Below are 24,913 nucleotides of genomic sequence, written 5' to 3' on the forward strand. Positions count from 1 at the left end.
CCCCGGCGGCGGGGGCTCCTCGTCGATGCATGGAGGAAGAATGAAAGAGCACTTCGTGACGAAAGTGGCCCAGCTCGCTCTCCTGACGAGCATGGGGCTGCCCCTGGGCTGCGACGGCTGCGACTCGGACCCTGGGGGCGGCACCACGGCGTCCTCGAGCAGCGCCGGAGGTGCCGGCGGGGAGGGCGGCGAAGGCGGCGCCGGCGGGCAAGGCGGGGCCGGAGGTGCCGGCGGGCAAGGTGGAGCCGGAGGCGCCGGCGGGCAAGGCGGAGCCGGAGGCGCCGGCGGGCAAGGCGGAGCCGGAGGTACCGGCGGCAGCGGCGAAGGCGGCGCTGGCGGGCAAGGCGGAGCCGGAGGCGCCGGTGGGCAGGGCGGAGCCGGAGGCGCCGGGGGCAGCGGCGAAGGCGGGGCTGGTGGACAAGGCGGATTCGCAGGCACCGGCGGGCAAGCTGGCGTCGGGGGCGCCGGGGGCAGCGGCGAAGGCGGGGCTGGCGGCACGGGCGGCAGCGGCGGCGGCGAGCCGCCCGCGTTCCTCGGAGAGGCCCTCTGGGGGATCGGCGCCGGCGACCAGGAGAACGACCGCGTCGAGGCGATCGCGTCGGATCAGGACGAGAACATCGTTCTCGTCGGCGGCTTCGAGAAGGCGGTCAACTTCGGTGGAGAGGGCGATGGGCTGGTGAGCGAGGGCCGCCACGATGTCTTCGTCGTGAAGCTCGACGCGGCGGGCGGCCACCTCTGGAGCAGGCGTTTCGGCGATGGATCCGATCAGTACCCGTTCGCGGTGGCGACCGACTCGAGCGGCAACATCGTTGTTGCCGGCGAGTTCCAGGGGACCCTCAACTTCGGCGACGACCCGAGCACCGCGCTCGTGAGCGCCGGCGGGCGGGATCTCTTCGTCGCCAAGCTCGACGCCGAGGGCAATCACCTCTTCAGCAAGCGCTTCGGCGACGCGCGCGACCAGTCCGCCACCGCCGTCGCCGTCACGGGGGACGACGAGATCGTGGTCCTCGGCGTCGCGAACGGCAGCATCAACTTCAGCGAGGACGCCGGGGACGCGCTCACGGGCACCGGCGACTCCAACGCCGTCGTCGCCAAGCTCGACGCCGACGGCGGTCACCTCTGGAGCAAGCGCTTCGGCTCGATCGACAGCTGGCAGCGGTTCCGCAGCATCGCTGTGAGCGACTCGGCCATCTACGCGACAGGCGCCTTCGGCGGCATCCTCGAGATCGACGGCGCCGTCGTGGAGAGCTCCATCGACGGCGAGACCTCCGGCGCGGGCGGCTCCGGCGGCGGCGGGGGCGGTGAGCCGATTTACAGCATCGACGGCCTGGTCCTCCGGCTCGATCTCGCCTCGGGCGGCCTCGTCTGGGCCAGCCCGCTGGGCGGCGCCGGCGAGCAGTTCGCGAAGCTCGTGAGCCTCGGGGTCGACGGCAACCCCGTCGTGGTCGGCAACTACGGGGCGGCGTTCCGGGTCGGGGCCACGGACATCGAGCTCTCCGCGCCGGGGGAGTACGACCTCTACCTCGCCCGGCTCGACGCCGAGGCGGGCGCGCCGCTCGCCGCGCGCGGGTTCCCGTCCACGGGCGACGAGTTCGTGTGGGGCCTCTCGCAGGATCCCTGGGGCAACCACGTGCTGAGCGGCTACTTCACCCGGTCGCTGACGCTCGGCGGGGAGCCGATCGCGGTCGGGGCGCCGGCGTCGGGCGACGCGTTCGTCGCCAAGCTCACCCCGGACTTCGCCGAGCCGCTGTGGGTCGACGTCTACCGGGATCAGTTCTACTCGTTCATCACGGCCCAGGCCGTCACGGCCAGCGGCAACACCGTCGCTGCCGGCCTCTTCTACGGCGAGCGGATCGAGCTCGGCGGCGGCCTCCCCGCCATCGAGCACAGCGCGCCCGCGCGGGATCGCGACAACGGCGACCTCTTCGTCGTCACCGTGTCCCCGTAGCCCCCCGGCCAGCGCGGCGCGCGGCCGCGCCCGGGAGGGCCACCCGGATGACCCCACCCCCAGAACGCCAAGGGCGCCAGGAGACCGCAGGGGTCGATTCCCCTGCGTCTCCGGCGCCTCGGGTGAGGGGCGCTGACATCAGCGCGGCCTCGGCGGCTCAGTGGCTCTGCTGGCCCGCGTTGGCGTGCTGCTCGTGGCTGCCGCCGCGCTCACGTTGCTCGTCCTCGCGCTCCGGCTCGTTCTGCGGGTTGTTCGCGCCGTCGCCCCGGGCCTCGCCGCCCTTGCGGCCGATCTGGGCCATGTGGCTGCGGTTCTGGCTCACGGCGGCGCCGCCCTTGCGGCCGATGGCGGCCATGTGCTCGCGGTTCTGGCTCACGGCGGCGCCGCCCTTGCGGCCGGCCGCGCGGGCCTCCTCGGAGCTGAACTCGTGGGCCGTGCCCTTCTGGTGCGCGGCTTTGCCGCCCATGCTCGCGATGGCGCGCTGCTGCTTCTGGTCCATCGCCGCGAACCCACGACTGCTGCTCTGGTTCTGTTGCTGTGCCATGACTTGTCTCCTTGGTGTCTGGGCGCATCGTTCAGCACGCTCCCAGGGCAACCCAGGCGCAGCACCCCGCGATCTCCGCTGAACGATGTCGGCAACCCGGGTAACTGCAACGTGGATGCCATGGAGAAGTAGCCATGAACTGAGGCCTCTTCTCCTCGGATCCGGCGCGACGACCCTGGATTTCCGCCGGGAGCTCGCGGTCGTCCGGGACGCGCAAACGGCGCGTCGATCCGCAAGAACTCCCGGCGCGCGCGGCCGCGCTCCGGCGCAGGGGAGGGGGCGGCGGCTCCGCAGGCGTGCGCTGCTCAGCCTGGCCGATACCGATTTTCCAGGTCTGGATCTGCCGCGCGGCAGACTGCCCCACCACGGATGAGCGCACGCACCATCGCGCCCCGTCGCCCCGCGGGAGCAGCCTTGATCCGCGGAGAGCGGACGCGATCCGGCTCAGGACATGAGCGCTCATTCGTCTGACCTCCAACGGTCTCGATGTTGTTGACGTGCCGGCGGGCCGCTCGCGCGACGTCGTGTCAAGCCCCTTGACGGGCTGGACCATGCACGCTCCGCCGCGTCCCCGGCCTGCGCTCTCGAGGGCGCCGCGACGGGGCGGCCGGTCGGCGGGACGTCATCGTCAGCGGGGCGCCCTCGAGGAGCCGCTCGCGGGACCCCGGCGTCGACCCGTCGAGAGCGAATACCCCAGCTCCCGTGTCAGCACGCTTGACGACACGCCGTCGCGCTCTCCACCCGTTGACCGCGGTCTTGCGCGGTGGGCAGGTACGGCAGAGGCACCCAGGGATGCGGCCCAGCGAGCGCGCAGATTCTGCGCGTCCGCGCGTCGCGCGGGCACGGCGTCGGAACGCGGAAGCGCAGGGGACGCGTAGCGTCTGCGCCGCTGCGTCGCCGGGTTCGCAGGCGCGCGGGGTCGCGCAGAGGGGCCTCGCCTCGCGCCCGCGCTCGGCATGCCCGGGGGGCGCCGTCTCGCGAGGGGGCCGATCCCGATCGCGGGCGCGTCCCGCGGCTGTCACATTGCGCGCAGAAGCCCGTCAAAAACTCGACGTGCGCGTGGCCCCCGAGTTGCTGTGATGTCAAGGGAACGCCACACGTGGTACAGAGCGGCGGGGCTCGAGCTGCCAACGCGCGCACCACGCCATCCCTGGAACATTCCCCCATGCACGAGAGGCTTACAACGGACTGTGGTAAGGTCGCCGGCTCCCGCGGCCTGGTCGACGTGGAGCGCGCGGGCGCGCTCTGGAGGGACGCGGCGCGCGGCCTGGTCGGCGTGTTCTCCCTCCACGACCTGATCCTCATCGGCTATCTCGTCGCGACGACGATCTGCCTGCTCTTCGCGCCGCCGAGCGAGGTGCAAGCCCAGTGCGTTCACCGCAATCTGGCCGGCATCGCCGGCATGGTGTCCCTCTGCGTGTTCGCGCGGCGCGCGACCTTCGTGGCCCCCCTCCTCCGGAGCATCGTTTACCGGCTCTCGCTCGTCGGCGCCTTCCTCCTCAACTACCTGTCGCTCCGGACCATCCTGCCGACGGTGCGGAGCGACAATCTCGACGCGGAGCTGCTCCAGCTCGACTACCTGCTCTTCCGCATGGAGCCGGCGCTCTGGATGGAGCGCTTCAACACGCGCCCCATCGTGGAGTGGTTCTCGTTCTTCTACTTCAGCTACTTCTTCATCTGTTTCCTCTCGATGCTGCTGGCGGTCTGGATCGCCCGGCCCGGCCGCGGAACGAGCGAGTACGCGGTCGGCACCTCGCTCGTCTACTGCATTGGACAGCTCGTCTACATGGCGGTCCCCGCCTATGGTCCCATCAAGGCGCTGCAGCACCTCTATCAGGGGCCGGTCGACGGCGGCTTCTTCTGGGGCGCCGTGAGCAGCGTCGTTCAGGCCGGCGGCGCGATGAAGGACGTCTTCCCCTCGCTGCACACGGCGGGGCCGCTCTGGTTCGCCCTGTACGCGTTCCTCCGCGCCCGCAGCGACCGGCGCCTGTTCTGGCTGGCCGTCGTGGCGGCGTTCTTCTCGTTCAACATCATCATCTCCACCATGCTCCTCCGCTGGCACTACGCGGTGGACGTGGTGGCCGGCGTCGCGCTGGCCACGGGCGTCGCGTGGCTCACGCCGCGGCTCGTCCGCTGGGAGGAAGGCGTCCGCGAGCGCATGGGCCAGCCGCAGCCGTGGAGCTTCAAGTAGCGCGCCCGGTCCGGTGCCGGCGCGCTCTGCCCCCGCGCGCCACGCGCCGGGAGCGCTGAGCTCGCGGCGCCGAGCCTGAGGCCTGGCTCCGCGAGCACGCGGGCCGACGCTGCCAGGCGCCTCAGGCGAGCGGGGCCTCCCACGCCTTCAGCGGCGCGGCCAGCGGCCGGCCGTCGGCGCGCCCGTCCGCGCGCCCATCCGCGCCCTCGGCCGCCGGCTGCGGTCGGGGCGCTTCATGAAGGCGGACCGGCGGCGCGTCGACCGGGGCCGGCTCGTCGGCGGCGCTCTCCGGCAGGAAGCCGTCCGACTGCTTGCTCCAGAGCCGCTTGTACGCGCCGCCGCGGGCGAGCAGCTCGGCGTGGGTGCCGTCCTCGATGATCCGGCCGTTGTCGAACACAAGGATGCGGTCGAGGTGGACGACCGTCGAGAGGCGGTGGGCCACGACGAGCACCGTCTTGCCCTTCATGACCCCATCCAGCGTGTCCTGAATGGCCTTCTCGGTGATCGAGTCGAGGCTCGACGTCGCCTCGTCGAGCAGGAGGATCGGCGCGTCCTTCAGGATGACCCGCGCGATGGCGATGCGCTGGCGCTGGCCGCCGGAGAGCTTGACGCCGCGCTCGCCGACCATCGAGCGATACCCCTCCTTCATCTGCGCGATGAACTCGTGCGCGTGCGCCTTGCGCGCGGCCTCGACGACCTCCTCGTCGGTCGCGTCGAGGCGGCCGTAGCGGATGTTCTCGAGGAGCGTCCGGTGGAACAGGCTCGGATCCTGCGGGATCAGGCTGATCTGCGCGTGGAGCGCGTCCTGCGTCATGTCGCGGATGTCCACGCCGTCGATCGCGATCTGGCCGGCGTCGATCTCGTAGAGGCGGAGCAGGAGGCTGACGAAGGTGGATTTGCCCGAGCCCGAGAAGCCGACCAGCCCGACGCGCTGGCCGCGCGGGATCGTGACGTCGAGCCGCTCGAAGATCGGCTGATCGGGGGTGTAGCCGAAAGACACGCCGCGGAGCTCGATGCGGCCGCGCTCGATCTGCGGCGCGACCGCGTCGGGGCGGTCGACGAGCTCGTGGGAGCGGACGATGGTGTTCACCCCGTTCGCGACGTTGCCGACGAACTCGAAGAACTCGAGGAAGCGACGGCTGAGGTTGCGCGCCTCGTTGATGATGAGGAGCGACAGGCTCGTCGCCATGACGAACTCGGCGACGCCGATGTCGCCGCGCTGCCAGAGCCGGAGCGCCTGGTAGAGCGTGCCCACCTTGAGCAGCGCGGCCGACGCGAACTGGAACCACCGCACGCGCTCGGAGTACCAGTTCGACCGGCGCACGGCCCGGAGCTCCCGGGCGAGCTGCTCGTCCAGGTACTCGCGCTCGAAGCCGAACCGGGCGAAGAGCCGCGCGCTCGTGAGGTTCGTGACCGAGTCGACGAGCTTGCCCGTGGTCTCGCTCCGCGCGGCCGCGGCGCGCACCGCGTGCGGCTGGCAGCGGGTCGCGAGCCAGTACGAGACGCCGACGAACAGGACCGCCCAGATCGACACGAACGCCGCGAGCTCCGGGTGCGCGCGGTAGAGCAGGCCGATCGAGACCGAGAAGACGATGGCGATCGGCCAGAAGTCGAACAGGACGGCCCACAGCGTCTGCGAGACGCCCATCGACGTCTCGCTGATCCGGTGGGCGAGCGCGCCGGCGAAGTTGTTGCTGAGGTACCGGTGGGAGTGGTGCTGGAGGTACGCGTAGAGATTGCGGGTCACGTTCTGGCGCTGCCACGGCCCGACCAGGATCTGGCAGAGCCCGGCGATGCGGCTGAACAGGAACTCGCCCACGATGAGGGCGACGAACAGCGTCAGGGCGCCGCGGAGCTCGCCCGTCAGCGCGGCCCGGCCGGCGCTCGACTCCTGCGTCACCCCCTTGATGACCTGCCCGACGGCGTACGGGATCATGATCCCGAACGACGCGTGGGCCGACTCGAAGACGAACATCGCCAGATACCACGCGCGGTAACGACCGACGAAGTGGACGATGAAGCGGAGCGGCGTGTCCGGGAGCGACGGCGCGCCCGGGGCGCGTTGGAGCGAGGTCTTGATTTCCACCGTATTTCCTGGGCGCCGAGCGCGCCCTCATGAGCCGACGGGTCGTTGCCCTCCAGCGGTCTTCGCCCCGCGCAGGGGAGGGCGCCGGCGCGGGAGCGTCACGCGATGATCATTGCCCGGCCGTCACGGCGCGGAACCGGAACGTGGGGTCGCGGTCCGTGCCGCCCGGCCTCGCGGCGCGCCACCCGAGGTGGTGCGCGTAGCTCCCCAGGCGGCCGTCCCGCTCGAGCCGCTCCTCCGCGACGGGCTCGTGGAGCTCGGCCAGAGGGCTCACGTAGAGCGCGTCGGTCGGGCAGTAGAGCTCGCACATGAAGCAGGTCTGGCAGTCGTCCTGGCGCGCGATGAAGGGCGCCTCGCCGGGCCTCGCCTCGAAGACGTTGGTGGGGCAGACCTTGACGCAGAGGTTGCAGTCGATGCAGCGGGCGTCGCTCAAGAGCTCGATCATGCGAGATCTCCTCCAGGGTGCGGCGGGTGAGGGGGCCGGCGAGGCTCGACCCATATGGACGAGAGTCCGCCGGTGATGAGGCAATGCGCCTGGCCGGGATCGGTGTCCGGCAGGTCGGTGCGCTGGTGCAGGCCGCGCGACTCGGCGCGCGCGAGCGCGCTGCGGTAGCAGAACCGCGCGGTGGCGAGCAGCGCGGCCGCCTCGCGCGCCCGGATCTGCGCGACGCCGGCGGCGTGGAGGTGCGCGCGCGCGTCGCGCCACGCGCCCTCGAGCCGCTCGACCGACGCCGCCAGCCGGTCGCCGCGGCGGAAGAGGTTCTTGTCGAGCGGCAGCGCCTCCTCCTGGACGAGGTCGATGACCTCCCTGGCGCCGAGCCCGCCCGCTGTCCCGGCCGGCCGGAGGCCGACGGTCCCGGCGGGGCGCGCGGGCCTCGTCTCGGCGCGGTCGCCGAGGCGCTCCGCGAAGCGCGCCGCGGCGCGGCCCGCCCAGGTGCCGCTCGAGATCGCCCAGGCCGCGTTGGGGCTGCCGCCTCCGCTGGAGGCCCCGACGATGAGCTCGCGCGAGGCCGCGTCGCCCGCGGCGTAGAGCCCCGGGACGCTCGTGGCGCACCCGTCGTCGACGACGCGGATCCCGCCGCTGCCGCGCACGGTGCCCTCCGAGCGCAGCGTGATCGGGAATCGCTGCTTGAACGGATTGATGCCGAGCCGGTCGTGCGGCAGAAAGCAGTTCGGCTGCCCGTCGCGCAGCCAGCGCTGGATCTCGGGGCCGGCGCGATCGAGCACCGCATAGACAGGCCCGCGGCGCAGCGCCCTGGCCACCGCGAGCATGCGATTGCCGCGGGTGTCGATCACCTCGCCCGACTCGGCGGTGAAGGTCGCCCAGAAATAGGGGAGTCCCTTGGTGACCGAGGCGTACGCCGGGCTGATCCCGTACTGCGCGGAGAACTCCATGCCGGAGAGCTCGGCGCCCACCTCGGTGGCCATCAGGTAGCCGTCTCCCGTGTTGACGTCGCAGCCGAGCGCCTTGCTCAGGAACGCGCAGCCGCCGCTGGCCAGCACCACGGCGCCGGCGCGGACGCTCCAGGCGGCGTCCTGCTGGCGGGAGTAGCCCTGCGCGCCGGCGACCACCCCGTCGCTCACGAGCAGCTCGAGGGCAGGGGAGTGGTCGAGGATGCGGACGCCGGCGCGCCGGAGCTGCCGGCGCAGGAAGTACATGTAATCGGGGCCGCGCAGGTTGGCGCGGTATTGAAGGCCGCTGTCGTCCAGCGGGAAGGGATAGCCCCACGCGGCGAGCTGGTTGATCTGCTCCCAGGTCGCGTCGAGGACGCGCGCCATCCACTCGCGGTGGGCGAGCCCGCCGCTCCGCGCGAACCTCGCCTCGATCGCGCGCTCGCGCGCGGCGCCGTCGGGCGCCACGTACCAGGCGCCGGTGTTCGCGGGGGCCGTGGCGCCCGAGGTGCCGCAATACCCCTTGTCGACCAGCACGACGCTGCGCGCGCCGCTCGCGACGGCCCCGAGCGCGGCCCACGCGCCGGCGGGGCCGCCGCCGATCACCAGCACGTCGGCGAGGTCGTCGGTCCGGGAGGCGAGGGGAGGAGACAGCGTTGCAGGGGTGCTCATCGGGGATCCGCCGCGGCGGGCCCAAGCACCAATCGGGCCAGGGGGGTTGTCAGCGTGGACGCGCGGTGGGTGGCTCCGTTGCTGCCTCAGCAGCAGCCGGGTGGTGATCGGCTGCTGCGGCGCGCGCAGGACAGGCTCGGCGCCGCGCGAGGCCGCGCCGCTCCGATCGTCCGTGCCGGTCGTGGTCGGCTGCCGACGTGACGCCGCCGCGGGGCGCGCCGTTCCGCGCCGGTCAACGGCGGGGAGCTGCGGGCGTACGGCGGGCAGGCGGAGGAATCGCCGTCAGCGGAGCCCTACATCGCGCAGAAGGGCTGCCACTGGCAGTCCGGATCGCTGCAATCGGCGGCGCCGTCCGCGTCGTCGTCGTAGCCGTTGCTGCAGGCCACGTCGGTGTCCTCCGGCGACCACGTGCAGGAGGGCTGCCACGCGCATTCCGGATCGCTGCAATCCGCGTAGCCGTCGCCGTCGTCGTCGTAGCCGTTGCTGCAGGCCGCGTCGGTGTCCTCGCGCACTGGTATGCAGTAGGGCTGCCACTGGCATTCCGGATCGCTGCAATCCGCGTAGCCGTCGCCGTCGTCGTCGTAGCCGTTGCTGCAGGCCACGTCGGTGTCCTCGCGATACGGCGCGCAGAAGGGCTGCCACGAGCATTCGGGGTCGCTGCAATCGGTGAGGCCGTCGCCGTCGTCGTCGTAGCCGTTGCTGCAGGCCAGGTCGGTGTCCTCCGGCCACCATGTGCAGTAGGGCCGCCACTGGCATTCGGGGTCGCTGCAATCGGCGAGGCCGTCGCCGTCGTCGTCGTAGCCGTTGCTGCAGGCCGCGTCGGTGTCCTCGCGCCACTGTTCGCAGTAGGGCTGCCACGAGCAATCGGGGTCGCTGCAATCGGCGTAGCCGTCGCCATCGTCGTCGTAGCCGTTGCTGCAGGCCACGTCGGTGTCCTCGCGCGGCGCGCAGAAGGGCTGCCACTGGCAATCGGGGTCGCTGCAATCGGTGAGGCCGTCGCCATCGTCGTCGTAGCCGTTGCTGCAGGCCACGTCGGTGTCCTCGCGCAGAGGCGTCGTGTCGTCGACCCCGATGACGATGTCGAGCGTCCCATAACCGAGGGAGACGTCATCGTCGTCCGCCCGGAACTGGAACGCGACCGTCGACGTCGCGCCGTCGTTGATGAAGACCGGCGTCGGATTCGCCGACGTCAGGGCCGCCGGAACGACCTGGTAACCGGAGCCGGTCCACCGCTCGAGGAACCAGCCGGGCTCCAGATACACGTTATAGCGACCGACCGGCAGCACCTCCGTGAGCACCGTGGTGTCGCCGTCTCCACGGAGGACCCGGTGCGTCGGACCGTAGAGATCAAACCACGGGTTGGACAGGCGGTACGTCGCGCCCGTGGCGCTGGTCCCGACGAGGGCGAGGCTGATCGAGCCGACATCGGACGCCTGCTCGGCGCTGTCCGGCGCCTCCGCTCCACAGCCGACCGGGATCGTGAGAGCCGCCAGCATCGAGCACACGAAGAATTGTCGCAAGTGTCTCATGATGACTTCGTATCAGAGACGCTCGCGCAGGAAAAGCACGTCCTGCGAATGCGCGATGACCGCGCGGCCCCATGGCCGCGCGGTCGATGAGGCGCGGCCAGGGGCCGCGCGGTCGATGAAGGCGCGGCCCCTGGCCGCGCTGGCATCGCGCATTCGCCTGTCCTCGCCGGCCGGCAACGACGGGCGTGTGTCGGCGCGTGTCGTGAACGCGTGCGCTTTCGTTACCTCACGCGCCGAGCGGATCCTGCACCTCAAACCGATGGGTCTGAAATGTTACAGTCGTGACGTAATCGGGCGTTGCGCTCGCGGCGGGTGGCGGAGGCATCTATGGTGTCGTGATGGCGGGCGCGGCTCGGCCGTGACGATCGGTCACCTCGGAGCCCCCGGGTGGCGCGGCGAGGGCGCGCCTCGGTTTGGTCAAGGGAGCTCGCCGCCCTCGACCCAGCTGGTGAGCGTCTCGTGCTCGGCGGCGGTCAGGCACTTGGCGTTGCCGGCGTCCCGCGCCGGGTCGCCGGTGCACCCGGCCATGCCGCCCGGCATGGAGCCGTCGAGCACGCGCTTGAGAGAGCACGCGCCCTTGGAGAGGCCCTCTGCCTTGCATGCCCTGAAGTCTGCGTCGAGCTGCGAGGACTCGTAGTCGATCTTGAAATCGCCGGCAGGCATCGCACCTGCGGTGTGGCAGGGCGCGCAGCGCGCCGTGAGGATGGGCTGCACGTCGGCCCACGCCGCGGCGTCCGCGGGCGCGCCGCCAGCGCCGCCCGCGCCGCCCGCGCCGCCGTCACCGCCGACCGTGCCGCCCGCGCCGCCGTCGCCGCCGCCCGCGCCGCCGTCACCGCCGACCGTGCCGCCCGCGCCACCGTCACTGCCGCCGTCGCCGCCGGCGCCGCCGTCACCGCCGCCCGTGCCCGTGCCGCTCGTGCTGGTGCTGGTGCTGGTGCTGGTGCTCGTGTTCGCCGAGCTCGAGTTTGAGTCGTCGTCGCCGCACGCCGCGAGACCGAGGAGCAGCGCGGCGGTCGTCGTGAGCATACGGATCTGGGTATTTCGCATCAAGAGCATGCGCCACGCATATGCGACCCTGGCGCCGCTGGCAATTCCCGTGGCATTGGTGGCGAGAAATTACGCCTATCACCCTGAACGATTACAGCGCCACTTGTCCCCTCCCGGTCACCCGCGCGTCCGCCGCCGGCGTCGGAGCCGCGAACCAGCGCGGCGGACGGTCGCCCTCGGGCGCGACAGCTGCTCCTTTGGACGCCCCCGACGACGTCGGAGCGCTCATGTTCTTTGGCGAGCAGCCGGCCCCTTCTTCTATCAGGACCTCTGTTGGCCATCGCTCCCCTCCGGATCCCCGAGGGGGCATCGCCTTTCCAGGGACATCCGGAGACATGCTCCGGGGCCAGAAAACCCATCCATGCTCCCCCTCGAACCACGCCCGCCTCCGGAGACCGCCAGCGTGAAGCCGGCGAGGCCGCCACGAGGCGGCGCCGGGTCGATCGCCTGTGACGGTCGTGGTAGGCTGCCGACGTGACGCCGCAGCGGGTCGCGACGTTTCGCGCCGGGGGTCTGGCCGCACGTGGGCCGGCGGCTCCTCTCTGGTCTGCTCCCGAGGTGCGCGGTACCCTCCTTGCCGAGGGCGTTGGCGCGGCTGGATGAGCGACGAACCCAGGGTCAAGGGAGTCGCGTTTCGCTCCGTGTACGTGAGCTTCGGCAAGCTGCGCGGAGAGCGCCTCCAGAAGCTCAGCCTGGACGAGATGTGCGAGCCGCTGCGCGACGGTATCCGCTATGGCAGCATCGTCTCCACCGGGTGGTACCCGATCGCGTGGTACAAGGACCTCTTCCAGGCCATCCGGCGCACGAGCGGTGAAGGCAAAGACCTCATCCACCAGATCGGCCGCCAGTGCACCCGCGACGATATGAGCGGCATCTACAAGGTCATCGCGGCCCTCATCGCACCTTCCACCCTCTTCTCCCTCGCGCAGCGCGTCTTCGCCAGCTACTACTCTGTCGGCCGCGTCCAGGTCATCGAATCGCGCCGCGGGTTCACCCACGCTCGCTGGAGCGGCTGCCACGGCTTCGACGAGAACATGTGGACCGAGGTCATCGGATCCTGCGAGCAGCTCCTCGAGATCGGCGGGGCCCACCACGTCCGCCAGCGCGTCATCGCCGGCGGCGGCGACTCCGACGATCGCCTCGAGCTGACCGCGCACTGGAGCTGAGAGCCCGCCGCGATCAGCAGCCGCTCGGGCGGGCGCTGCTCGGGCGGGCGCCGCTCGGGCGGGCGCTGACGCTCCTCAGGGCGCCGGCCAGGGGATCGTGAAGTGGTCGAGGGCGGCGGCCTCGCTGCCGCCCTTGGGGAGCCCCCGGACCTCGACGGCGAGGCCCTCGGGGGCGGGCGAGATCAGCAGAAAATGAAAGGGGCGGAGCGCCGCGCCGCGGGCAAGATCGTCGGGGTGGCGGCGGGCGGCGCCCTGGGCCAGCGCTGCCCGGGGGCCGCCGCCGCCGCCGGCCACGATGAAGAGCTTTCCGCCGCGCTGGAAGCGCTCGTGGTTGTGCACGTGGCCGCTGATCAGCGCCAGCGCCTTCCGGGAGCGGAGGAGGGGCGGGACGATGTGGCGCTGGACGTGGGGCTCATCGCCCGTCACCGTGCTGTTCGTGTAGGGCGGGTGGTGCGCGAGCACCAGCACCGCGCGCGCTGAAGGATCGGCGTCGAGGCGGCGGAGCGCGCCCTCGTACCAGCGGAGCTGGGCGTCCCACGCCGCGGGGGTGAGCTCGTCGATGTTGCTGTCGAGGACCACGAAGCGGAGGGAGCCATGGGCGACCTCGTACCAGCGCCGCCCGCCGAGGTGCGGGAAGCGCGCGAAGAGGTGGCGCTCACCGCCTCCGCCGCACCAGTACTCGTGGTTGCCGAACGCCGCGAACACCGGGATGCCGGCGTCGCGCACCGGCGCCATCAGGGCGTCGAGATCGGCCCAGTGCCGCGCCGAGCCGCCGTCGAACACCAGGTCGCCGACCACGAACACGGCGTCGGGGCGAGCGGCGGCGAGCGCCCGCACCAGCGCGGCGCGCTCGGGATCGTTCGACTCGCGCCAGAACTCCAGGGCCGAGGTGCGCTGCAGATCGGCGATGACGGCGATGCGGCCGCTCGTGGGCCGCAGCGGCTCATCGAGGCTCCCCGCGAATCGGCGCGGCGCGGGCAGCGGCGCGCACGCGGCGAGCAGCGCGCTCGCGGCGGCGAGGAGCGCAGCCGAGCAGCCGAGGCGCGGGCGGCGGAGGGAGGGCGCGACAGCCTGAGCCCGCCGCCGTCGGTGCTCGTTCATGCTCGACGTCCTCTGGCCAGACCGTGCCACCATCCGTCTGATAACAGAAGTCGGCCCGGTGGGGTCGAGATCTACCGGGCGGCCACCGGAGCGTACGTGAAGACGGAGGACGTCTTCTTGAAAAATACAGATCGGGTAGATGCCGTGTCGAGACACCTTGGCAGCTTCCGCGGAGGCGCTCGCGGGGGTGGTCCGCAGGGCGCGACTCGCGAGCATGACACATGTGGTCCCGTCAGCGATGTTGACACCGAGCACGTTTCCTATAGGATGCCGAGCTCGGCAATGAGGACAGCGATGAACTTGCGAATGATAAAGTTTCCGGTCGCATCGTCATGGTTCGCGCTCACGGTGATCGCCTGCGCGCCCAGCAACCAGGGCAGCCAGGTTGGATCTCCCAATCAGGTGAGCGCAACCGATCAAACCAGCAGCGCGGCTCCGGGCGGCAGCTCGAATCAGGGCGGTACGGCGCAGGGGGCCCCGGCGACGGCTCAGGCGTCCCCGGCGGCGGAGCCTGCGCCCCTGGGGCCGCCGCTCCGGCCTGCGGCCAAAGGAGCGTACTTCACGGGCGAGTATCGCAACCTGTTTGCCGAGCTGGGACACAAGCCTGCCGAGATCGACGCCAAGATCGCCAAGGCCTACACGCAGCTGTTCCACGGCGATCCCAAGGAAGAAGCCGTCATGTTCGCGGCGGGCAAGAACGCGAACGGTCCCAAGGCATACATCATGGACATCGGCAATGGTGACGTCCGCTCCGAGGGGATGTCCTATGGCATGATGATCTCCGTGCAGGTCGATCGGAAAGATGACTTCGACGCTCTGTGGAACTGGGCGAAGTCTCACATGTATCACGCGGAGCCGCGTCACCCCGGCTTCGGCTATTTCTCCTGGCAGATGCGCCCGGATGGCACGGCCATCGATGAGAACCCTGCCCCCGACGCGGAGGAGTACTTCGCGACGGCGTTGCTGTTCGCGTCCCATCGCTGGGGGAACGGAAAAGGCATCTACGACTACCGGAAGGAGGCCCTGAACCTGCTCGACGTGATGAAGAACCGCAAGTCCATCGCGGGAGCGGTCAACGCAGACAAGCGCAAAGCCACGCTGGTCTCGCTCTTCAATCCCGAGAACAAGATGGTGCGGTTCACGCCTGACACGAACAACTTCTCGAAGAACGGCGATCACACCGATCCATCGTATCACCTGCCTGCGTTTTATGAGCTCTGGGCCCTCTGGGGACCCGAGGCGGATCGCGCGTTCTGGGCCGAGGCGGCCAAGGTGAGCCGCGATTTCTTCGTCAAGACGACCCATCCGAAGACCGGGCTCGCTCCGGACTACGCCAACTTCGATGGTACCCCGAAGGCCGCTTCCTGGGACGCAGGGACCGCCAACTTCCGTTACGACGCGTTCCGCACCGCGATGAACTGGTCGGTGGACGCGGCGTGGTGGGCGAAGGATCCGCGGGAGACCGAGCTGAGCGATCGGCTCCTCGCGTTCTTCGAGTCGCAGGGCCCCAAGTACAAGGCGAACTTCACCCTCGAAGGCAAGCCGATCGTCGAGCACGACTCGCTCGGGCTCGTGTCGATGAACGGCGTCGCGGCGCTGGCCGCCACCCATCCGCGGGCCTGGCGCTTCGTCGAGGACGTGTATCAACGCGAGGCGCCTACCGGCAAGTGGCGATATTATGACGGCATGCTGTACACGATGTCCCTGCTGCACCTGAGCGGAAAGTTCCGCGTCATCGCGCCGCCTGCGCAGCCCGCGGCGTCTGCTGCTGCTGCCGGCAAGCGCTAGACCGGCGGGGAGGTGCGGGAGCGCGCAGGGCGGCCGCGGAGCGGCGCGCGACGATCACGTCCCGCTCAGCGCGCCGCTCGCGCCGGTTCCCTGAGCCTCCCGTACCGCCGCATCACCTCGCGCAGCCGGTCGAGGGGGATGGCGTGGGCGACGTGATCGTCGTACCCGAACGTCGTCGTCGCCGTCGTCATCGCGTTGAGGATGGCCTCCTCGACCGCCTCCTCGGCCGCCTGGAACAGGGGGTTCAGCCGCCCGTCGTCCACCTCGCGGAGCGTCCGGATCAGCTCCCTGGCCTCGGCCGGGATCCGGTTCCCCGTCGCGAAGGCCAGGAAGAGGTCCCCGCTCCCGTCGCGCGATACCGTGCCTGTCCGCCCCACCGCGAGCGAGATCCGCCGCGCCACCCTGCCGAGCTGCCGCGCGGACAGCGGCGCGTCGGTCGCGACCACGACGAGCAGCGAGCCCTCGCCGTGGTAGTCCGGTACGGGCAAGAGATCGCGGATCTCCTCGCCGACCGGCACCCCGTCGACCCGCAGCTCGCCCCGCGCCCCGAAATTGGCCTGCACGATGGCGCCCACGATGAACCCGCCCGCGCCCTCCGGCAGCGCGCGCGAGGCCGTGCCGATACCGCACTTGAAATCGTAGCAGATCATCCCGGTTCCCCCGCCGACCGCCCCTTCCTGGACAGGCCCGTCCGCCGCCCGCGCCGCGGCCGTGAGCACGTCCTCGGCCGACACGTGCAGGCCGCGGATGTCGTTCAGCGTGCTGTCGTCGCACTCGCCGACGATGGGCGCGACCGTGGGCTCGTCCACGCCGATGGCCGGAAAGCGCCGCAGCATGTACCGGGTCGCCCCGTCGAGCGCGCGCCCCACGGCGAGCGTGTTGGTGAAGACGATCGGTGTCTCGAGGACACCGAACTCGTTGACGTAGTGCAGGCCAGTCATCTCCCCGTTGCCGTTCAGGGTGAAGCTCGCGGCGGGGACCTTGCTGTGCCAGAAGTCGTCCGACGTCGGCAGGATGACGGTCACGCCCGTGCGCACCGGCCCCTCGCCCGGGACGAGCCGGCCAGCGCCGCGATGGTGGGTGACGTGCCCGACCCGCACGCCGGGGACATCGGTGATGGCGTTCAGCTTTCCCGGGGGGAGCCGGCCGATCGCGATGCCGAGCTCCCGGGCGCGGCGGCGCGCGCCGCTGGCGGGCGCCGCCGCCGGGCTCGCGGGCGGCGCAGGGCGCGCCGCCGGGAGCGGCGGAGGCGCCAGAGTCCGGGGCGCGGCGCACGAGAGCAGGCAGGGCGGGGCGAGGAGCGCGGCGGCGAGCGCCGCGCCGGCGGAGAGGCTGGGGCGACGGGGCATGGGCGCGACGATAGCCGATCGCCGAGCGGCCGCGGCCGCCCCTCGCCCTCGCCCCGCCTGCCCGCGTCAGCGCCGCTGCCCCGCTTGCCCGCCCCAGCGCCGCTGCCGCGCCCGTCCACAAGGGCTCGCGCGCCCCGCGGCGGGCCGATCAGACCTTGCGCGATCAACGATCTTCACTAAGCGCTCGGGATGAGCTGTCTCCCGCGTCGAGCGGGGCCGCAAGGCGTGATGAGCGGACGGATGGAACAGCGGTCGAGCGAGGAACGGTCAGAAGGGCGCGAATTCGTCCAGGGTCTGGAAGATCTCGCCTGTGTTGGACCGGTGGACGACTCCGAGGACCACCTCCTCCGCGACACGGAGCTCCTGAAGCAGGAGATCGCGCGCGCGAGCCCTGGCCGCGAGTCGGGGCTGATGCGGCTCCTCGCGGCGCGGGTCGCGATGAACAGCGCCTTTCAGTTCTGGGGCCTGCTCGACGCTCACGGGACAAACTGGGAGTCGAACTATCCGTCGGTCCACGGCGCGGGCGTGTCGCGGAGAGACGTGCACGGAGTGCCATTCTGGGATTGCCCCTGGTGGCGGGGCTCGCCGGAGGGCCAGGAGCGGCTGAAGGACGCCGTGCGGCGCGCGGCGCGCGGCGAGTTCGTCCGGTATGACGCGGAGATCATCGGGGGCAAAGAGGGCAAGGAGCGCATCACGATCGATTTCAACATCAACCCCGTCAAGGACCGGCAGGGCAACGTCGTCTTCATGATCGCCGAGGGGCGGGACGTCACCGAGCAGCGGCGGCTCGAGCGGGAGGTCGCGCGGCACCGGGACGAGCTCGCGACGCTCGACCGGCTCAAGACGGAGTTCGTGGCCAACGTGAGCCACGAGTTCCGCACCCCGCTCACCCTCATCCTCGGGCACATCGAGGACGCGCTGTCCCGCCCGGCGAGGGCGCTCGCCGGCGAGGGCCTCGCGGCGGCGCGGCGGAACGCCCTGCGGCTCCTCCGGCTCGTGAACACGCTGCTCGACTTCTCCCGCATCGAGGCGGGGCGCCTCGATACCTCGTTCGAGCCGACCGACCTCGCGCAGCTCACCGAGGAGCTCGCGAGCTCGTTCCGCGCGCTGGTCGAGGCCGCGGGCCTGACGCTCGTCGTGGACTGCCCGCCGCTGCCGGAGCCCGTCTATGTCGACAGGGCGCAGTGGGAGAAGATCGTCTCGAACCTGCTGTCGAACGCCTTCAAGTTCACGCTCGAGGGGCAGATCGCGGTCTCGCTGCGCCCGCACCGGGACGGCGTCGAGCTGTCCGTGCGCGACACGGGCGCCGGGATCCCGGCGGACGAGCTGCCGCGCATCTTCGAGCGGTTCCACCGCGTGCACGGCCTGCGTTGCCGGAGCATCGAGGGCACCGGCATCGGGCTCTCGCTGGTGCAGGAGCTCGTCAAGGTGCACGGGGGCTCCCTGCGGGCCTCGAGCGAGCCGGGGCAGGGGAGCACGTTCACCGTGTCGGTCCCGTGGGGCCGCGCGCACCTGCCGCCGGAGCGCGTCGCCGCGACGGGGAGCTGCGCGACGGCGACGGCGGCGTCGAGCGCGCGCCTGCACGCGATCGAGCCGTCCCGGTGGCCGGCGCGCGCGCGCGGCGACGGGGCGCAGGAGGAGGGCGGCCTGCCCGCGCGGGCCGCGGGCGAGCCGGGGGCGAAGGCCGGGGAGGCGCCGGAGGCGTGCCCGCGGGAGGGCGAGCTCCGGATCCTCGTCGCCGACGACAACGCGGACATGCGCGAGTACCTCGTCCACCTCCTGGCGCGGCGGTGGAGCGTGGAGGCGGCCGCCGACGGGCGCTCGGCGCTCGCGTCGGCGCTCGCGCGCCCGCCGGACCTCGTGGTGAGCGACGTGATGATGCCCGGCCTCGACGGCGTCTCGCTCCTCCGGGAGCTCCGGGCGGACCCGAGGACGAGCATGATCCCCGTGGTGCTCGTGTCCGCGCGCACCGGGGAGGACGCGGTCGTCGAGGCGATCGAGGCGCGGGCGGACGATTACGTGATGAAGCCGTTCTCCGCGCGCGAGCTCCTGGCCCGCGTCCGGACGCAGCTCGAGATGGCGCGGATGCGGCGGGCGGCGGCCGAGGCCGCGGAGCGGGAGCGCGCGCAGGAGCTGCCTCGCCTGCTGGACGCGGCGAGCGTGATGCTCACCGATTCCCTGGATTATCCCACGACGCTCGCGCGGGTGGCGCAGCTCGCGGTGTCCGTCCTCGCCGACTTCTGCCTCGTCGACCTGAAGCAGGACGACGAGGAGGGCGGCGGTTTTCGGCGGGTGGGCGTTGGCTGCGCGGACCCCGCGCAGGCGGCCTTGGCCGAGGAGGCGAAGCGGTTCGCGCCCGTGCTCGACGGCTCGCGCGACAGCGCGCAGTCCAGGGTGCTCCTGGAGCGGAGGTCGGTGCTCATCGATCCGTTCACCGACGCGCACATGCGCGCTATCGCGCAGGACGAGGATCACCTCCGGGTGATCCGGGAGGTCGGGGCTCGCTCGTTCATGTGCGTCCCGCTCGCGACGCGGGAGCGGGCCTTCGGGACGCTCACCTTCATCACCTCGCGGCCCGGGCGCCGGTACGGCCCGACGGAGCTCGCGGCCGCGGAGGAGCTGGCGCGCCGCTGCGCGCTCGCCGTCGACAACGCGCGACTCTACAACGACGCCCAGCGCGCGATCGCCCTCCGGGACGAGTTCCTGTCGATCGCCTCTCACGAGCTGAAGACGCCGCTCACCCCGCTGTCGCTGCAGATCCAGATCCTGATGCGCCGCGCGCCGGAGCTCTGCTGCGACCGGGAGCACCTCTCGTGGCTCACGAGCCGGCTCGGGCTCGTTCGCCGGCAGAGCGAGCGCCTGCGCCGGCTCGTCGACAACCTCCTCGACGTCTCCCGCATCTCCGCGGGTCGCCTCGCCCTCGATCTGGAGCCGGTCCGGCTGTCGGACATCGTCCGGCAGGTGGTCTCTCGCTGCCACGAGGGCGGCGAGCTCGCCGAGTCGGGCTCCCGGATCGCGGTGAGCGCGGACGACGACGCCGCCGGGCAGTGGGATCGGTCGCGGCTCGAGCAGGTCGTCGACAACCTCGTCTCGAACGCGCTCAAGTATGGCCAGGGAAAGCCCATCGACATCGCGGTGACCTCGACGTCCTCGACGGCCACGCTGACGATCGCGGACCACGGTATCGGGATCGCGCCGGAGCACATCGGCCGGATCTTCGGCCGCTTCGAGCGCGCGGTATCCGCGCGGAACTATGGTGGTCTCGGCATGGGGCTCTACATTTCCAGGCAGGTCGTCGAGGCGCTGGACGGCTTGATCGAGGCGAGCTCTGTCCCCGGCGAGGGCTCGACCTTCAAGGTCACCCTTCCGCTCGCCGGCCCAGGCGCCTCGAGACGGCGCGGCCTGTCGGCCTGAGGCGCCCGGGCGCGGTGTGCTCTGCGGGATCCCGCCCGGCGCCGCCCCGCCCCTGCCGTCTCCGAACGGAGCGACTCCGCATGACGATGAGCCCCCCTTGCAAGCGCATCTTGATCGTCGATGACGACGCGGCGATTCGCCGGACGTTGAGCGAGCTCCTGGAGGAGGAAGGCTACTCGGTCGCGTCCGCGGCGAACGGGCTCGAGGCCCTCGCTTACCTTCGCGGCGATCCCTCGTCGATCGCGCTGGTCCTGCTCGACCTGATGATGCCGGTGATGGATGGATTCCAGTTCCGGGCCGAGCAGAAGCGCGACCCGGCGCTCGCCTCCATGCCCATCGTGGTCATGACCGCGCGCGGCGGCACGGATCGCGCCGCCATCGACGCCGACGCGATCATCAGCAAGCCGTTCGACCTTCTCAAGCTGATGGACATCATCGAGCGGAGCTGCCGGAGGGGGTGAGTCGTCGTCGACGCGCCGTCAGCCCGGAGACTGCGGGGCCTCGCCGCGCACCGCCGCCTCGATCTTGGCGACGTCGATCTTTCGCATCTCCATCATCGCCTCGAACGCGCGCTTCGCTACATCGCCGCCCCTGGCCATCGCCTCGGTCAGGACGCGCGGCGTGATCTGCCACGACAGGCCCCATCTGTCCTTGCACCAGCCGCACGCGCTCTCCGCGCCGCCGTTACCGACGATCGCGTTCCAGTAACGGTCGGTCTCCGCCTGGTCTTCGGTGGCGATCTGAAAGGAGAACGCCTCGCTTTGCTTGAACGTGTCCCCGCCGTTGAGGCCAAGGCACGGCACGCCGCACACCGTGAACTCGACCGTCAGGACGTCGCCCACCTTGCCGCCTGGAAAGTCGGACGGCGCCCGGTGCACCGCGCCGACCGTGCTATCGGGAAAGGTCCGGGCGTAAAAGCGCGCGGCCTCCTCCGCGTCGCGGTCGTACCACAGACAGATCGTGTTCTTGTTCATCGTTACTCTCCTTGTTGCTGCTTCTCCATCCACGCCGACGCTTCGGGCGGCGGTGTCTGGGCAAACCCCGACAGCTGGTCGGCCAGAGCCTTCTTGAAGCCCGGGCGCGCGATGCCGCGCGCCATGTAAGCGGCGAGGTTGTCGTATCGCTCGACCAGCCCCTTGCCCTCGACGATCCGCAGCACCGTGACCATCAGCAGATCGCCCGCCGTGAAGCCGTCGCCGTCGAGCCATTGCCGGTCGCCGAGCCGTTGTGACAGTTCGCCGAGCCGCTCGTGAATCCGCGCCTCGACCGCGGGGCGGCGCGGCTCCGACCACGGCTTGCCGGCCTCGAAGAGGGTGACGATGGAATAGTCCATGAGCGGCGGCTCGATCGTGTTGAGCGCTGCGAACATCCACTGGATCGCGCGCGCCCGCGCCGCGCGGTCGTCGGGCAACAGTCCTCCGAACCGCTCCGCGATATGCAGCACGATCGAGCCCGATTCGAACAGCGTGACCTCGTTGTCCTGATAGGTCGGCACCTGGCCGAACGGGTGACGCGCGCGATGCGGCGGCTGCTTGTGCTCGCCGAGCGCGAGGTACTGCACTTCGTAGCGTTGGCCGACCTCCTCGAGCGCCCAGCGCACGCGAAGGTCCCGCACCTGACCTTGCGCGAATTCGGGCACCCATTCGAACGCGGTGATCTTGATCGGAAAACTGGGATCGATGGCCATATCAGCCTCCATGAAGCGAACCGGCTTTCACGAACCTGCACCTGACGGCGTCTCGGCGGGTAGGAATCCTGAAGCATCTGTAAGCGTCAAGGAAATTCCGATGTTCCGACCTCAGGACCGGGTCGAGTGGACCTGGTCTTCCCTGTGATCTTGCCCGCATGAGAAAATCCAGCAAATGCGAGGGGCTAGAGGGAATGGACCGATGTCTGCTCTGATATCGTGACGACGGTAGGCCCGAGGAGAGGGTGTTCGTGGCGCGGGGTGGGGATGGGCCGATGTCTGAGCCTGGGCGATGTCTCCTCCGGCTCTGCCGGAGGAGACATCGCCCAGGCGAGTTCGGCGGGGCCCCACCCCGCGCCACGAACACCCTCTCCTCGGGCCGGGCTCCCCGGCACCACCTACGTCTCTTCTCTCGCCCCGGCGAAGCTCGCGAGCACCGCGAGCAGCTCTGCCTGCTCGATGGGCTTGGGCACATGCGTGTTGAACCCGGCCCGCAACGCCCGCGTGCGGTCCTCCGTGCGCGCGTACGCCGTGAGCGCGACCGCCGGCGTCCGCCCGCCGCTCTTCGCCGGGAGCGCGCGGATCTTGCGAATGAGCGCATAGCCGTCCTCCCCGGGCATCGCGATGTCGGACACGAGCACGTCAGGCTGCAGCGCCCTCAGCGCGAGCAGCGCCTCGGCCGTGGACGATACGGCCGTCACGCGCGCGCCGCACTGCTCGAGCATCGTGACGAGCAGCTCGCGCGTGTCGTCCTCGTCGTCCACCACGAGCACGTTGAGGTCCCTGAGCTCCGGCGGACGGTCGCTCTCGCCCGACAGCCCGCTGAGCCCCGGCCTCCGGCGGTCGCCCGCGCGATCCGGCTGGGCCGCGAGCGGCAACCGCACGATGAACGTCGCGCCCCGGCCCTCCCCGTCGCTCAGCGCCTGCGCCGTGCCGCCGTGCATCTCCACCAGGCTCTTCACGATCGTCAGCCCGAGGCCGAGCCCCCCGTGCTTGCGGGTCGTGCCGCTCTCGGCCTGCCGGAACTGCTCGAACACGTAAGGCAAGAACGAGGGATCGATGCCCTGACCGGTGTCGGACACCAGTATCTCCGCCGACCCTTCGGCGCGCTCGAGCCGGACGCGCACGACCCCGCCCCGCGACGTGAACTTCACCGCGTTGCTGAGGAGGTTCCAGACGACCTGCTGCAGCCGCCCCGCGTCGCCCGCCACCGGGCCCACGCCGGGGTCGAGGAGCGGCTCCAGCCTCACCCCCTTCGCGTCGGCGGCCGGCCGCACCACCTCGAGCGCGGCGTCGATCACGGCCACGAGCTCGACCGGCTGCACGTCGAGCCGGAGCTTGCCCGCCATGATGCGCGAGATGTCGAGCAGATCGTCGACGAGCTGCGCCTGCGCCTGCGCGTTGCGCTCCACCGTCTCCAGCGCCCTCTCGCGCCGATCCTCGGCGAGCTTGCCCGTGCGCAGCATCCGGACCCAGCCGAGGACGGCCGTCAGCGGCGTGCGGAGCTCGTGGCTCATCGTCGCCAGGAACTCGTCCTTCAGGTGGCTCGCGGTCTCGGCCTCTCGGCGGGCCGCCTGCGCCGCGGCGAGCAGGGCCCTCCGCTCCTCTTCGGCCCGCTTCTGCGCGGTGATGTCGAAGAACGACGAGACGACGCCGGCGATCGACCCGTCCGGGCCGCGGAGCGGCTGCGCGTTCACCGAGAGCCACAGCACCGGGCCGCGAGGCCGCTCGACGCCGAGCACGACGCCCGACTGGGGCTCGCCGGTCCGGAGCGCGATCTCCGACGGATACATCTCGGGGAGGATCGGCGTGCCGTCCTCGCGGACGGCCCCGCTCGAGCCGCCCAGCGTCCTCGACCCGACGATCTGCGCCGCGGATCGCCCGAGGATCCGCTCGGCGCTCGCGTTCGCGGTGCGGATGATCCCGCGCTCGTCCTGGACCGTGATGCCCTCCTCGAGCGCGCTGATGATCCCGCGGTAGCGCTCCTCGCTGGCCCGGAGCGCCCGCTCCGACTCGAGCGCGTCGGTCTCGTCGCGCGTGATCAGCACGGCGCCCGCCGCCGAGCCGTCGGGGCCCCGCAGCGGCGACGCCGTCCCGGCGAGCGCGCGGATCGAGCCATCCCGGCGCGCCACCAGCCAGCGCGCGTTCTCGACCTTCTCGCCCCGGAGCGCGCGGCGCAGCGGGCGCTCGTCGAGGGGCAGCGGCCGCCCGTCCAGCGCCAGCAGCTCGTACGCGTTGATCGAGACCGCTCCGACGACGGCGTCGCGCTCGGCCACGCCGTGCTGCCGCTGGGCCTCCTGGTTGCAGATGCGGATCACCCCGCGCTCGTCCATCGCCATGATGCCGTCGCCGCTCTGCTCGATGAGCGCGCGCAGCAGATCGCGCTCCACCGCCGCGACCTGCTCGGCCCGCTCTGCCCGTTCGCGGAGCCGCTTCGAGCGGACGAGCGCCCCGACGCGCGCCGAGAGGGCGGCCGAGGGGCACGGCTTCACCACGTAATCGTCGGCGCCTGCGGTGAGGCCCTCGACGAGGTCCTGCTCCTGCCCGGCCACGGTCAGGATGAGGATCGGGAGCCCGATCGTGGCCGCGCACGACCGGAGGAGCGTGCAGATCTCGGTGCCGGACATCCCCGGCATCACCTGGTCGAGCACGAGGACATCCGGGATATCGCTGCCCCACATGCGCTCGAGCATCACCGCGCCGTCCGTGAAGACCTGGACCTCGTACCGCGCGGCGAGGGCGCGCGCCGCCATCTCCGCCTCCAGCGGCGAATCGTCGACGATCCAGACGATCGCGCGCGCCGCGCGCTCGCTCGGCGGAGGCTCCGAGACCCCTTGCGCGGCTCCTGGCCCCGCCGCCGTGGGGCGCCGCGCGGCGTTCGCGTCTCGCAGCGCGTCCGCGATCAGGAAATCCATCGTCGTTGGCCGGTTCATGGTTCTCCAGGAGCAGCAGGGGACGTGAGACTCCGCCCCCCGGAGGGGCCGCTCTCCAGGATGGAC

At 71.5% G+C, this 24,913-nt stretch carries 18 protein-coding genes; 6 read left to right on the forward strand and 12 right to left on the reverse strand.

Annotated elements, in window-relative coordinates:
• Nucleotides 1–55: 55 nt before the first annotated feature.
• On the forward strand, nt 56–1,948 hold the full coding sequence (locus WME96_RS13240) for a PE-PGRS family protein (RefSeq protein ID WP_437290493.1): 1,893 nt from the start codon (nt 56–58) through the stop codon (nt 1,946–1,948).
• Nucleotides 1,949–2,105: 157 nt separating this feature from the next.
• Here WME96_RS13240 and WME96_RS13245 read toward each other — a convergent pair whose 3' ends face one another.
• Entirely contained in the window at nt 2,106–2,492 is a 387-nt protein-coding gene (locus tag WME96_RS13245) for a KGG domain-containing protein (protein WP_437290494.1), read from the reverse strand.
• 1,165 nt (nt 2,493–3,657) lie between these two features.
• On the opposite strand from WME96_RS13245, the gene WME96_RS13250 reads away from it, so the two are divergent.
• Nucleotides 3,658–4,683, forward strand: coding sequence for a phosphatase PAP2 family protein (locus tag WME96_RS13250; RefSeq protein ID WP_437290495.1), 1,026 nt, complete (start codon nt 3,658–3,660; stop codon nt 4,681–4,683).
• A 121-nt stretch (nt 4,684–4,804) separates the two neighbouring features.
• Here the strand turns inward: WME96_RS13250 and WME96_RS13255 are convergent, their stop codons facing one another.
• The 6 genes from WME96_RS13255 to WME96_RS13280 form a co-directional block, all read right to left on the reverse strand.
• Nucleotides 4,805–6,658, reverse strand: a complete 1,854-nt coding sequence (locus WME96_RS13255) for an ABC transporter ATP-binding protein (RefSeq protein ID WP_437292312.1) — start codon at nt 6,656–6,658, stop codon at nt 4,805–4,807.
• Between the two features lie 220 nt (nt 6,659–6,878).
• Entirely contained in the window at nt 6,879–7,214 is a 336-nt protein-coding gene (locus WME96_RS13260; protein ID WP_437290496.1) for a 4Fe-4S binding protein, read from the reverse strand.
• Nucleotides 7,211–8,833, reverse strand: coding sequence for an FAD-binding protein (locus tag WME96_RS13265; protein WP_437290497.1), 1,623 nt, complete (start codon nt 8,831–8,833; stop codon nt 7,211–7,213). The genes WME96_RS13260 and WME96_RS13265 overlap by 4 nt, the downstream gene beginning before the upstream one ends.
• 293 nt (nt 8,834–9,126) lie before the next feature.
• On the reverse strand, nt 9,127–10,362 hold the full coding sequence (locus WME96_RS13270) for a hypothetical protein (RefSeq protein ID WP_437290498.1): 1,236 nt from the start codon (nt 10,360–10,362) through the stop codon (nt 9,127–9,129).
• A gap of 12 nt (nt 10,363–10,374) precedes the next feature.
• Nucleotides 10,375–10,515, reverse strand: a complete 141-nt coding sequence (locus tag WME96_RS13275; RefSeq protein ID WP_437290499.1) for a hypothetical protein — start codon at nt 10,513–10,515, stop codon at nt 10,375–10,377.
• 264 nt (nt 10,516–10,779) lie between these two features.
• On the reverse strand, nt 10,780–11,418 hold the full coding sequence (locus tag WME96_RS13280) for a PE-PGRS family protein (protein WP_437290500.1): 639 nt from the start codon (nt 11,416–11,418) through the stop codon (nt 10,780–10,782).
• 590 nt (nt 11,419–12,008) lie between these two features.
• Here WME96_RS13280 and WME96_RS13285 point away from each other — a divergent pair.
• Nucleotides 12,009–12,575, forward strand: a complete 567-nt coding sequence (locus WME96_RS13285) for a hypothetical protein (RefSeq protein WP_437290501.1) — start codon at nt 12,009–12,011, stop codon at nt 12,573–12,575.
• Between the two features lie 75 nt (nt 12,576–12,650).
• Here the strand turns inward: WME96_RS13285 and WME96_RS13290 are convergent, their stop codons facing one another.
• Complete coding sequence (locus WME96_RS13290) at nt 12,651–13,676, reverse strand: metallophosphoesterase family protein (RefSeq protein WP_437290502.1); 1,026 nt, start codon at nt 13,674–13,676, stop codon at nt 12,651–12,653.
• Nucleotides 13,677–13,970: 294 nt separating this feature from the next.
• Here WME96_RS13290 and WME96_RS13295 point away from each other — a divergent pair, with 294 nt between their 5' ends.
• Nucleotides 13,971–15,464: a glycosyl hydrolase family 8 gene (locus WME96_RS13295; protein ID WP_437290503.1), complete on the forward strand. Its 1,494-nt coding sequence runs from the start codon at nt 13,971–13,973 to the stop codon at nt 15,462–15,464.
• Between the two features lie 65 nt (nt 15,465–15,529).
• On the opposite strand, the gene WME96_RS13300 is transcribed toward WME96_RS13295, so the two are convergent.
• Nucleotides 15,530–16,813, reverse strand: a complete 1,284-nt coding sequence (locus tag WME96_RS13300) for a P1 family peptidase (protein WP_437290504.1) — start codon at nt 16,811–16,813, stop codon at nt 15,530–15,532.
• Nucleotides 16,814–17,134: 321 nt separating this feature from the next.
• On the opposite strand from WME96_RS13300, the gene WME96_RS13305 reads away from it, so the two are divergent.
• Together WME96_RS13305 and WME96_RS13310 are read left to right on the forward strand one after the other, a co-directional pair.
• The gene (locus tag WME96_RS13305; RefSeq protein ID WP_437290505.1) at nt 17,135–20,227 is read left to right on the forward strand and encodes an ATP-binding protein; all 3,093 of its coding nucleotides are present in this window, start codon (nt 17,135–17,137) and stop codon (nt 20,225–20,227) included.
• An 80-nt stretch (nt 20,228–20,307) separates the two neighbouring features.
• Entirely contained in the window at nt 20,308–20,688 is a 381-nt protein-coding gene (locus WME96_RS13310) for a response regulator (RefSeq protein WP_437290506.1), read from the forward strand.
• Nucleotides 20,689–20,706: 18 nt separating this feature from the next.
• Here WME96_RS13310 and WME96_RS13315 read toward each other — a convergent pair whose 3' ends face one another.
• The 3 genes from WME96_RS13315 to WME96_RS13325 all read right to left on the reverse strand — a co-directional run bounded on the left by WME96_RS13315 (nt 20,707) and on the right by WME96_RS13325 (nt 24,847).
• Nucleotides 20,707–21,201 carry a VOC family protein gene (locus WME96_RS13315; protein WP_437290507.1) on the reverse strand — a complete coding sequence of 165 codons (495 nt, stop codon included), beginning with the start codon at nt 21,199–21,201 and terminating at the stop codon, nt 20,707–20,709.
• A gap of 2 nt (nt 21,202–21,203) precedes the next feature.
• Entirely contained in the window at nt 21,204–21,914 is a 711-nt protein-coding gene (locus WME96_RS13320) for a glutathione S-transferase family protein (protein WP_437290508.1), read from the reverse strand.
• 398 nt (nt 21,915–22,312) lie between these two features.
• A complete protein-coding gene (locus WME96_RS13325) occupies nt 22,313–24,847 on the reverse strand; it encodes a hybrid sensor histidine kinase/response regulator (protein WP_437290509.1) in 2,535 nt (844 codons plus the stop codon).
• Nucleotides 24,848–24,913: the final 66 nt, after the last annotated feature.

The organism is Sorangium sp. So ce406 (assembly GCF_051474675.1).
GTDB classification, from domain to species: domain Bacteria; phylum Myxococcota_A; class Polyangia; order Polyangiales; family Polyangiaceae; genus Sorangium; species Sorangium cellulosum_G.